This is a genomic window from Ramlibacter sp., assembly GCF_029866045.1.
Taxonomy (GTDB): Bacteria; Pseudomonadota; Gammaproteobacteria; order Burkholderiales; family Burkholderiaceae_C; genus Ramlibacter.
The window spans coordinates 1-10,122 of record NZ_JARXAB010000153.1; the positions used below are offsets into that span (position 1 = coordinate 1).

The following is a 10,122-nucleotide window of genomic DNA, read 5'->3' on the forward strand; positions in this document are numbered from 1 at the left end:
GCTGATGATTGCGTCGTACCGGCCAGACTCCGAGGAAAGCGCCTGCATGTCCTGGCTGAGGTAGTCGCTGTCGGTGCGGATGTCGTTGTCCACCCGGGTATGCGCCGACCGGATCTGGGCGATGGTCGACGTCTCCGAAATGCCGTTGCTGACCGGAACAGTGAACGTTTGCAGTTCGTCCCGATACGCAGTGTCGCGAACGGTTTGGATGCGGGCATCGAACCAGGCGACTGCGGCCTTCTTGGTTTTGTCGGTCCCCGTATCGATCTGGGTCTTGTTGGCGTCATAGGCGGCCATGAACTTGGCCAAGTCGCCCTCCTTTGTGAAGTCAATCTTGCTTCCGTATATCTGGGTGGCGTAAATATTCGATTTGGTGAGCGAGAGGTCAACGCGATGTAGTTCAAACAACATGGCGGTCGATGTGCGCGCCCGGTCGGCGTAAAGGTCCGTAGCGTCTTTGAACGCCTCATTCGGCCAAGCACGGCCGATGGAATCCACATTGCCCACCAAGCCGTCCTTGGCCTCGTCTGGCTGCACCGCCCCTGGCGGGAGAGGAACAGGCTTGCCATCGCTGCCAACACGCTGGCAATAGCCCAGCTCCAAGCTCAGGGTGTTGATTTCTGCCGCGAGCTTCAGACAGCGGGTGCGTAACTTCGCGTCCTTGATGTCCTTGATGGCCCCGTTGTGGTTGGCCGTGGTGAGGACGTTTTCCAGCTCGGTGAGCTTGTTGGTGAGCTGCTTGCGGAGCTTGGACTCGTCCATCCGCGCGTCAACCGCCTCTTTCTTGAACTGAAGGTCTCGCATGCCCTGGGCGGCAAACTTGATCATGGCGAACGCGAACTTGGCCTGTACGCTGGCGGTAGGGGTGCGCATGAGGGCTTCGGCAGCGGCAATGTCGCCGTTGATGCGGTCCCAGGTGGCCTGGAGCTCCGCGGCCTTGGCATCCAAGGTGGTGTTAGAGCCGCCAGAGCTTGTACTGCTCCCCGAAGTTGCGCCACCTCCCGTACCTCCCGTACCTCCCGTACCTCCCGAGCCGCCGAAAAGCCCGGTGAAATTGTCTCTAACTATCGATTTGATCCCACTAGGTGAGTTAATGGTTGGCGGAGAGAGGGCCATGATTTGCCTTGCGGGAATGTGCGGGGTTGGATAAGTAAAAAATGGCGTCGTGATGGGATGGCACTCAAATGCGTGAGGCCATGCGCCCCTTGAGCAAGCGTGAGGCGGGGGTGCCGGCGGGTTGATTGGCGCTGCTTCCGCCATTCATTCCGCCATTCATTCCGCCATCACTTCCACCACTACTTCCGCCACTGCCTTCAGCGCGCTGGGCGCCGGATTGACCCGCCGGTGTGTCGCCGAATGCGTTGCCAAATTCGGCGACGGACTGCACGACCCGGGCCAGCCCCGCCTCGTCCTCGGCAGACAAGGGACCGACCGAGCGCCAATAGGCTTGGACCTCTTCGGTGTTGACGCCGAGATTGCGCACCGCCGCGAGGAGAGACTGGTGGCTCGCCTCCGCGCGGTCGAGCATTGCCTGGGCTTGCTGGCGCATCGCTTCTAACTCTTCGAGGGTGTGGGACATGGCGAGCTGTCTGTAACCTGCCTACGGAGGGGGTTCCAGAACGAGGCCCGATTCGAGACTTCCTCCAGCGACACACGGACGGCCATCAGCAGACGCGCACCCACCGGATCCGGAACCACCCTGTCGGGGTGGTTACTACCGGTCGCAATGAATCACCGCATCGACGGCCCCGTGGCCACCCAGGCTGTGCCCAGCCTGGGCACGGGCCTGTCCGAGTCTCTTCGCAGCCAGGCGGGCCGGCTGCAGGGCGAGACAGTGACCGTGTTGCGCGCTGGTCATTCAGTGCTGGGAAGTGCGGCCGAGGAGGTGAGCATGCTCTTCGCCGAGAAGGCCGAAAAAGCGCGCCACGAAGACCGGGTGGTGAAGGGCGCGGGCCAACCCTCGCTCACCACCGTAGAGCAGATCAGCGCCTACCTGGACGGCGCGCACAAGGACGCGGCCAAGGGGGCCAACGAGACCGTGCTGGCGCAGCAGGCCCAGCGCCTGCTCGAGGCCGGTGGAGAGAACCTCTACGCGTTGGCGCGTTCGCATCCACGTTTTCAGCAGCCCACCGAGCAGTTCCTTCTGTTCCAGTACACCCGGCAATTGGCTGCCGACCAGGGCTTGGGCCCGGAGGTGCTGGCGCGGTTCGACGCGGCCATCGCCGACCTCGACCTGCTCTACGGCGACCAGATCCAGACCCACCTGCTCACGATCGAGCCGGCCGCCGCCTACGGCCAGACCGCGCAAGAGGTGGGCCAGTTTCAGGGGGCGCTGCGCACGGTGCTGGGCGCGCCCAGCATGGCCCAGGCGCTGCAGCAGGTTTTGCAGTTGGCGGGCCAGACCGGCGAGCGCCTCGACAGCGCGATCAGCAATTTGATGAAGGCCCTGGGCGCTTGCCTGGGCAGCGGCCTGTCGTCGCAGGAGCGTCTGCTCGAGACCGTGGTCTCGGACCTGTTCCACCTCAAGTCCATGAACACCGTGCTCGCCGCTTGCCGTGACCTGGTGGGCAAGCTGCCGCGCCGCGGCCGGTCCGGGGGTGACGCAGCGGATGAGGAAGAGACGGCCGGCGGCCCCACAGGCCGCGGCACCGGCGGCAGAAGGGGCGGACATGGCCACGAACGTTGAAGCCGACCCCGACCTGCGGGCCTTTGATCTGTTCAAGGCTTTGGTGGCAATCACCGCCGAGCGCTGGGTGACCAGCGCCAAATTCAGCGGGCTGGCCCACAGCTGGCTCCCCGAGGACATCAGCGCGCAGGTGCGCTTTCTCATCCAGGTCAAGGCCATCTTGCGCGGCATGCCGGTGCAGGCCTTCGCCGATCTCGACGCACGTCAATCAGCGCTGAACGCCTTGCAGGAGGCGCTGGACCAGTTGATTGAGCAAGAAGAACTGCAGGCACCCGAGGCCGGTGGCGGCGCCTGAGGCCACGCCCAGGCCAACCCTCAGACCCCAGGATCGACACAAGAAAGACGCCCATGGACTGGATCGCGGACACCCTGGCCGATTTCGGCCGCCAGATCGGCATCGACCAATTGCAGGCCGATCCCGAGGGCCGCCTGCGCCTGCAGACCGACGGCGGCAGCGAGCTGGCGGTCGAGCAGGTTCTGCGCGATGGGCAAGACGAGTTGCTGGTGTACTGGACGGTGCCTGTGGGTTACCAGGCCGGTGCCTGGGTGCAGGCCGCATTCGCGCGGGCCCACGAGGAGGCGCCCGCGCGCTGGCCGGTGCAGGTGGGTCTGCGCAGCGGCGGCCCTGACACACAGGGTGTGCTCCTGGTCAGAACCCCGGCGCGCGGCTTCACGCCCCAGGCCCTCGGGCAGGTGATGGACCTCCTGCGCCGCTGGCGCGAGACCCTGCGCGCTGTGGCCTGAGCGCGGCGCGACTCGCCAGCACGCTCCTCTACACGCTCCCGTACCCCCTCCCCTAGACCCTCGCCGCGACCCCCACCCCCCGCAACCCCACCCGCAGTCCCACCCGCAGTCAAATGGCCAGCTCACCCGCCGTTCCCACACGAAGCAGTACCCAGGAGGCCCTGCGCTTCCGCTTTGACCGGGGGCTGGACAGCGTCACCCAACAGGACTCGCCGCCGCCGCAGCTGCCCGACGGGCGCGCCACGCCGGCGCCCGACATACGAAGCCAGGCGGCGCTCGAGCGGCTGCTGGGGGCCAACGACCTGGGCCGTCTGGTCGATGCCGCCATCCGGCCAGCCATCGACGACCCCGGTCTGCTGCTGCCCGGCCGGTTCGCCGACGCCCTGCAGATGGCGCAGGCCAGCCTGCGGCGCAGCCTGGCCGGACGCCGCAGCGACGGCGGGCGGCGGGAGCGACGCCTGCGCCAGGCGGTCAGCGTGCTCGAGGAGCAAGAGGCACTGCTGGCCCTGCTCTGGACCTACCGCCATGCGCTTTACCAGGGCTGAACCATGCGAAGCGAAGAACGCCAGGCCATGTCACTGCTTGCCCACCTGCTGATGCAAAACGGCTTGGCGGCCAAGTCGGTCGCCTTGCTCGAGGGGCTGGACGTGGTGCAGCCCAATCAACCCCCCACCCTGCGCGCACTGGCGGTCGCCCAGCTGCGCAGCAGCCAGCCGGCCGAGGCCCTGCAGACGCTGGACCGGCTCGCCCTGCTGGGCGACACGCTGCCGGTGCTGGGCCTACTGCGCGCGCAGGGCCTGCTGGCCGCCGGGCGCAAAGAAGAAGCACAGATCGAAATGGCGCAGTTCCTTGCGCGGCGCCGGGAGAACGAAACATGAACAAATTGAACGACCAGCTGCAAAAGCTGGTGCTCCTGGCGACCAGCCGCAACGACATCGTGCTGGCGGTGATGCTGGTGGCCATCACCTTCATGATGATCCTGCCGCTGCCCACCTGGCTGGTGGACGTGCTGGTGGGCGTCAACATGACCGTCTCGGCCTTGCTTCTGATGGTGGCGATGTACCTGCCTTCGCCCCTGGCCTTCTCGAGCTTTCCCTCGGTGCTGCTGGTCACAACGCTGTTCCGCCTGGGCATCTCGATTGCGACCACCCGGCTGATTTTGCTCAACGGCGACGCCGGTCACATCATCGAAACCTTCGGCAACTTCGTGGTGGGCGGCAACCTGGTGGTGGGCCTGGTGGTGTTCCTCATTCTCACCATCGTGCAGTTTGTGGTCATCACCAAAGGCGCCGAACGGGTGGCCGAGGTGGCAGCGCGCTTTTCGCTGGACGCGATGCCTGGCAAGCAGATGTCGATCGACGGCGACATGCGCGCCGGCACCATCGACATGAACGAGGCCAAGCGCCGCCGCTCGATCGTCGAAAAAGAGAGTCAGCTCTACGGCGCGATGGACGGCGCGATGAAGTTCGTCAAGGGCGACGCGATCGCCGGACTCATCATCGTCGCGGTCAACCTGCTGGGCGGCATCCTGATCGGCATGATGCAGCGGGGCATGAGCGCCGGCCAGGCGGTCAAGACTTACTCCATCCTCACCATCGGCGACGGCCTGGTGGCGCAGATTCCGGCGCTGTTCATCTCGATCTGCGCCGGCATGATCGTGACCCGTGTGCAGTCGGAAGAAGGAGGCCCTTCCAACGTCGGCAAGGACATTGGCGCGCAGCTGCTGGCGCAGCCCCGCGCCCTGATCATTGCCTCGGTCGTGGCCATGGGCATGGGACTGATCCCCGGCATGCCCATACTGACCTTCGCGGCGCTGGCCGTCATCCTCGGTGGTGTGGGGGTCACCCTGCTGCGCGGCACCCGCAGGACGGTGGACGCCCGCACTGGCGTGGTCACCGAAGTGCCAGCCCTCAAGGCCGCCAGCGACACCGGCCAGACGAGCAAGGACGACAGCAGCGAGTTCTCGCCCACGGTGCCCCTGCTGATGGATGTGGCCAGCCACCTCAAGGACAGCTTCAGCGCGCAGGCGCTCAACGACGAGCTGATGAAAATCCGCCGCGCGCTGTACTACGACCTGGGTGTTCCCTTCCCCGGGATCCAGCTTCGCTTCAACGAGGCGCTGCCGCGTGAGACCTACGCCATCTTGCTGTCGGAGGTGCCGGTGGCGCAGGGCAAGCTGCGGCCAGGGTTTGTGCTGGTGCGGGAGAAGGAGGAGAACCTCACCGCCATGCGGGTGCCGTTTGAGAAAGACGCGCCCTTTCTTCCAAACATCCCCACGCTGTGGACCCCGACCGAGCTGAAGGAAACCCTCGATCAAGCCCGCATTCCCAGCATGGACGCCAACCAGGTGCTGGCCTATCACCTGGCCTTCGTGCTCAAGAAGCACTCGGCCGACTTTCTGGGCATTCAGGAGACCAAGTTCCTCATGTCGTCGATGGAGGCGCGCTTTCCCGACCTGGTGCGCGAGGCCACCCGGGTATTGCCGATCCAGAAGATCGCCGAGATCTTGCAGCGCCTGGTGTCGGAAGATATTTCAGTGCGCAACCTGCGGGCGGTGCTCGAGTCGCTCATCGAGTGGGGGCAGAAAGAGAAAGACTCGGTGCTGCTCACCGAGTACGTGCGCTCGACCCTCAAGCGCCACATCAGCCACAAATTTTCGAGTGGCCAGAACATGCTGCCGGCCTACCTGCTGGCGCCAGCGGTCGAAGAGACCTTGCGCGGCGCGATCCGGCAAACCAGCGCGGGCAGCTATCTGGCGCTGGACCCGCAAACTGCCAAGCGCCTGGTCGAGCGCATCAAGCAAACCGTGGGTGAGCGCGGCGGCGGGGTGCAAAAGCCGGTGCTACTGACCAGCATGGACATCCGCCGCTACCTGCGCAAGCTCATCGAGCAAGAGCTCTATGACCTGCCGGTGCTGAGCTACCAGGAGCTCACCACCGACATCAACATCCAGCCCCTGGTGCGGGTAGAGCTATGAGCTCAGGCCACCGCCTCTTCGACGCTCTCGGTGATCGGAAAGAGCGAGAGAAAGCCGCTCATCTCGAACAGGTCGCGCACGCTTTCGCGCAGTCGCGCCAGCACCAGACGGCCGCCGGCGCCGCGCAGGCGCTTGCCGGTCATGAGGATGACGCGCAGGCCAGCGGAGCTCACGTAATCCAGGTCGGCCAGGTCCAGCACGATGCCGGTGCAACCGCTGTCGAGCTTTTCCACCAGCAGCGCCTCGAGGTCGCCCGAGGTGGCGTTGTCGAGCCGGCCAACGGGACGGAACACTTGCATAGGGCCGCGTGACTCATGGTGGACAATCATGAAACCTCCTGGTTACTATTGAAATTCAATTTAAACACAAATAATGCATCGTGACCGCATGTTGGAGCTACGCGTGCTCACCGGCACCCATGCCGGAGCGCGCGTCTTGCTGCCCGACACGCCCCAACAGCTCGGCAGCGACCCGTCCTGCGACCTCGTCCTGAGCGACGAGGGTCTGCTGGCCCGGCACGCCGCGATCGAGGCGCGAGAGGACGGCACGGTGGTCCTGCGCTGGCTGGCCGATCCCCAGCGTGAACTCGTCCTCTCCCCTGGCGAGGCGGTCGACCTGGGCCCGGTGCGCATCGCCATTGAAGAGGCCGACAGCCCTTGGCGCGACGATGTCCCGCTGCGCGAACCCGATGCCATGGACGAGATCGGAGACCTGGCGCCCGGTGCCAGCGACACCGACCCGGAGCGGGCTGCCCGCCGGAGCGCGCGCAAGGGGGCCCATCCCGCGGCCGGTGCCACCGACACAGGCGTCGGCGGAGGCGCCGGCTGGCTCGCCGATCTGCTCACCCGCGCCGGGCCTGCGCTGGTCTGGGTGCTGGCCGCACTGGGTGGGCTCGGCCTGGTGGCGACGCTACTGATCAACGCATTGGGGCCTGCCACCACGGCCGCCCTGCCCAACATCACCGCAGGTACCACGTCGGGCACCACGCCAGGCACGACCCCGGTCCCCCCCCCGACGGACCCCGCCGTCGCCCCCGGAGCGGCACCAGGCCGGCCAAGCTCGCCCACGGCAGAGGCCATGGCCCAGGCCAACGCAGTGATCGAGCCGCTGGGCCTGGGCAAGCGGGTCCGTGTCGAGCCCGACCGGCTGGCCGGCCTACGGGTGCGGGCCGCATTCTTGGATGAAGGCCAGGTGCAGTCACTGCGCGAGGCCCTGGCCCGGCTTCCCACGCCACCCCGGCTGCAAATCATCCCTGCGGGCCAGATCCAGTCCCAGCTTGATGAGGCCTTGATCACCCAAGAAACCGGGCCCGCGACTCAACTCGAGGCCGTTCCCACCGGAGAGGGCCGGTACCGAATTCAGGGGCGGGTTTCCAGCCCCGGGCAGCGCGAGGCCCTGATGGCGCTTCTGGCGCGGGCCGCGCCCCTGGCACAGGGCCTGGAGAGCGCCCTGCGCACCGGCGAAGACGAAGCCCAGGCACTGCTGCTGGCTATGAAGGAGCTAGGTCTCGCCGAGGTAGAGGGCGAATGGACAGGCACCCGGCTGGAAGCAAGGGTGCGCATTCAGCAGGCGGCGCTGCCGCGCTGGGAGCGCGCTCTGGCGGGCCTGGCCACGCAACACCCCGTGCCGTTTCGCGTGTCGATCACCCGACTCATCGCGCCGACGGTAACGGCCCTGCCCTTCGCGTTACGAAGCGTCGTGGGCGGCACCATGCCCTTCGTCACTCTCGGTGACGGTCGTCGTCTGACGGTCGACGGGCAGGTCGACGGCTGGCGGCTGCTGGCCATCCGCCCCGAGGCCGTTGTGTTTGAAAACGCCGAAGGCGCACGAATCACTCTTGAAAGGTAGTCATGAGGGAATTTGAAGCAACAACACCGTTCAGCCCGCTGGAGGCCCGGCTTCTGGGCACCGAGAGCGAGGGGGTTCGGGCGCATCTGGCCCAGGAGCTCTCCACGCAGCGCGAGGCGCTGGGCCGCCAGATCGCCGCCAAGTCCTTTGGTCGCGAAACTTTTCCTCTGGCCGAGGCCTATGAAAAGGCCCTGCAGTCCGCCCTGGTCTTTTTATCCCGCATCCCTGCGCGCCCATGAAGGCGTGAACCCAAACCCTCATCACAACGGAGTCACACCATGGCAACCACATACATCGGACAAGCGTACAACGAAACCTCGAAATTCATTAATGACGCAGAAACGGCCATCAGCCAGAAGATCACCGACATCTCCAACTCCACGGTCCAGCCCTCCCAGGCCACGCTGCTGAGCCTTCAGTACGAGATGCAGTTGTTCTCCTTCTTCGCCGAATTCATTTCGACCTTCGAGAAAAAAGTGTCCGAAGCCTTCCAAGGCATCGTGCGCAACTTCTGACGCCTGCAGACGCCAGACGCATCGCTGCAAACCGGTGCCCCTGTGATGGTCTCGCCGGTCTTCCGCGCCGAGCTGTGCAGCCGAAGCGTGGAGTTCGGCCCGATGGCCCACGCCCTGCACGCCTGGCTGCAAGACCATGGCGCACCCCCGGGCGCCATCCGCGACGCCACCCTCATCCTCGATGAACTGTTCACCAACATCGTGCTGCACGGCTACCAGGGTCGGCCCGACGGTTGGGTGGAGGTGCTGGCGGAGGTCCGGGGCGCCTCACTGTTTCTGACCTTGCGTGACCGCGCACCCGCCTTCGACCCGCGACGCGGGCCCAACCCCGACCGCAGCAGCCCGCTGGAGGAGCGCCCGGTGGGTGGGCTGGGACTGATGTTCGTGCAGCGGCTCTCGGATGCGTTCGACTACCGGCGCCTTCCTGATTCGGTAGGGGGCGGCATCAACGAGGTCCGGATCACCCGCCATCTCGCCCAGCCTGCCAACTGAGCGCAGCCAGGCAGAGCCGCTCAGACGTGCGTGTGCAGCCGGCGCGCCGGCGGCGCCAGGCCCTCGGGCGGTGGCATCCCCTCGCGGGCCGCGGCAGCGAGCAGTTCGGCCCACTTCATCGCCCGGCCGATCAAGGACTCCACCGTGGCCAGTATCTGCGCAGGCGGTGCCGAGGGCAGGTGCATCGCCTGCTGGACACACACCCGGCCCTGCGGGTCCACCGCCATGCTGGCGCCTGGAACAGGCCCACCCAGGTGGTGGGTTTGCAGCAGGGACGCCCAGGCGGCTGGGCCGATGCGGGCCAGTTGCGCGGGGACGGTGACCGGGCAACTCAAGAAGAGCGTGTCGCGGGCCGCATCGAGAACCAGGCTCACACTCCAGCGCCGAGCAATGAGCAGCATGCAGGCCCCCTGCGGGTCAAGGCAGAGCGAGGGAAGGCCGATCTGGTCGCCGAGGTGGCGAACCAAGGCGTTGGCCTGGTCGGCGGCAGACGATGCAAGCATGGAATTGAATCCTCCTAGGGGGACAGCACCACGCGCCGCACGCTTCGCATTCCGCCGACTGCTTGCGGAAACTGCTTGCGTCGAATGCTTTCGGTGGCTCAGGCGGGCCTGGGAGGCCGGGGCGCGGCAGCCAAGCCCTCGCGCACCGTGGGATAGCGCAGAAGAACCCGAAGTTCGCTCTTGAGACGCTGGTTGTCAAGCCTCCTCGACTCACTCATGAAGCTGAGCAGCATGAGGGGCAATTGGTCGCGCGCCGCGTCCCGCGGCACGCGTGGCGGACGGGGCAGGCCGTACAGGTCGGCGGCGAAGTCGAAATAAGCCCCCATCAGCATTTCACTGTCGTCGCTGGCATGAATC

At 66.2% G+C, this 10,122-nt stretch carries 14 protein-coding genes and 1 pseudogene; 10 read left to right on the top strand and 5 right to left on the bottom strand.

Translation table 11 applies throughout. The features are described 5' to 3' along the window. The coding region (locus QE494_RS15450) for a hypothetical protein (RefSeq protein ID WP_300044600.1) at nucleotides 1-948 on the bottom strand (948 nt) is incomplete at its 3' end. Between the two features lie 232 nt (nucleotides 949-1,180). Further along, nucleotides 1,181-1,579, bottom strand: a complete 399-nt coding sequence (locus QE494_RS15455) for a hypothetical protein (RefSeq protein WP_300044603.1) — start codon at nucleotides 1,577-1,579, stop codon at nucleotides 1,181-1,183. 147 nt (nucleotides 1,580-1,726) lie between these two features. Here QE494_RS15455 and QE494_RS15460 point away from each other — a divergent pair, with 147 nt between their 5' ends. The 6 genes from QE494_RS15460 (at nucleotide 1,727) to sctV (ending at nucleotide 6,407) form a co-directional block, all read left to right on the top strand. Continuing rightward, nucleotides 1,727-2,686: a hypothetical protein gene (locus QE494_RS15460; protein WP_300044606.1), complete on the top strand. Its 960-nt coding sequence runs from the start codon at nucleotides 1,727-1,729 to the stop codon at nucleotides 2,684-2,686. After that, nucleotides 2,670-2,981, top strand: a complete 312-nt coding sequence (locus QE494_RS15465; RefSeq protein WP_300044609.1) for a TyeA family type III secretion system gatekeeper subunit — start codon at nucleotides 2,670-2,672, stop codon at nucleotides 2,979-2,981. The genes QE494_RS15460 and QE494_RS15465 overlap by 17 nt, the downstream gene beginning before the upstream one ends. 53 nt (nucleotides 2,982-3,034) lie before the next feature. Beyond that, entirely contained in the window at nucleotides 3,035-3,430 is a 396-nt protein-coding gene (locus QE494_RS15470; RefSeq protein WP_300044612.1) for a hypothetical protein, read from the top strand. A 113-nt stretch (nucleotides 3,431-3,543) separates the two neighbouring features. Continuing rightward, nucleotides 3,544-3,975 carry a hypothetical protein gene (locus QE494_RS15475; protein ID WP_300044615.1) on the top strand — a complete coding sequence of 144 codons (432 nt, stop codon included), beginning with the start codon at nucleotides 3,544-3,546 and terminating at the stop codon, nucleotides 3,973-3,975. A 3-nt stretch (nucleotides 3,976-3,978) separates the two neighbouring features. Further along, the gene (locus QE494_RS15480) at nucleotides 3,979-4,308 is read left to right on the top strand and encodes a hypothetical protein (protein WP_300044618.1); all 330 of its coding nucleotides are present in this window, start codon (nucleotides 3,979-3,981) and stop codon (nucleotides 4,306-4,308) included. After that, complete coding sequence (sctV, locus tag QE494_RS15485; RefSeq protein ID WP_300044620.1) at nucleotides 4,305-6,407, top strand: type III secretion system export apparatus subunit SctV; 2,103 nt, start codon at nucleotides 4,305-4,307, stop codon at nucleotides 6,405-6,407. The genes QE494_RS15480 and sctV overlap by 4 nt, the downstream gene beginning before the upstream one ends. A 2-nt stretch (nucleotides 6,408-6,409) precedes the next feature. Here the strand turns inward: sctV and QE494_RS15490 are convergent, their stop codons facing one another. Then, a complete protein-coding gene (locus QE494_RS15490) occupies nucleotides 6,410-6,736 on the bottom strand; it encodes an STAS domain-containing protein (RefSeq protein ID WP_300044623.1) in 327 nt (108 codons plus the stop codon). 43 nt (nucleotides 6,737-6,779) lie between these two features. On the opposite strand from QE494_RS15490, the gene sctD reads away from it, so the two are divergent. From sctD to QE494_RS15510, 4 genes are read left to right on the top strand one after another with little or no spacing between them, the layout of a single operon-like run. Beyond that, nucleotides 6,780-8,255, top strand: coding sequence for a type III secretion system inner membrane ring subunit SctD (gene sctD / locus QE494_RS15495; RefSeq protein WP_300044625.1), 1,476 nt, complete (start codon nucleotides 6,780-6,782; stop codon nucleotides 8,253-8,255). Nucleotides 8,256-8,257: 2 nt separating this feature from the next. Then, the gene (locus QE494_RS15500; RefSeq protein WP_300044627.1) at nucleotides 8,258-8,494 is read left to right on the top strand and encodes a hypothetical protein; all 237 of its coding nucleotides are present in this window, start codon (nucleotides 8,258-8,260) and stop codon (nucleotides 8,492-8,494) included. Nucleotides 8,495-8,533: 39 nt separating this feature from the next. Further along, a complete protein-coding gene (locus QE494_RS15505) occupies nucleotides 8,534-8,770 on the top strand; it encodes a hypothetical protein (protein WP_300044630.1) in 237 nt (78 codons plus the stop codon). A 45-nt stretch (nucleotides 8,771-8,815) separates the two neighbouring features. Then, nucleotides 8,816-9,262: an ATP-binding protein gene (locus tag QE494_RS15510; protein WP_300044633.1), complete on the top strand. Its 447-nt coding sequence runs from the start codon at nucleotides 8,816-8,818 to the stop codon at nucleotides 9,260-9,262. Between the two features lie 20 nt (nucleotides 9,263-9,282). Here the strand turns inward: QE494_RS15510 and QE494_RS15515 are convergent, their stop codons facing one another. Beyond that, nucleotides 9,283-9,765 carry a type III secretion system chaperone gene (locus tag QE494_RS15515; RefSeq protein WP_300044635.1) on the bottom strand — a complete coding sequence of 161 codons (483 nt, stop codon included), beginning with the start codon at nucleotides 9,763-9,765 and terminating at the stop codon, nucleotides 9,283-9,285. A 98-nt stretch (nucleotides 9,766-9,863) separates the two neighbouring features. Beyond that, nucleotides 9,864-10,122: pseudogene (locus QE494_RS15520) on the bottom strand (SDR family NAD(P)-dependent oxidoreductase); the annotation flags it as partial.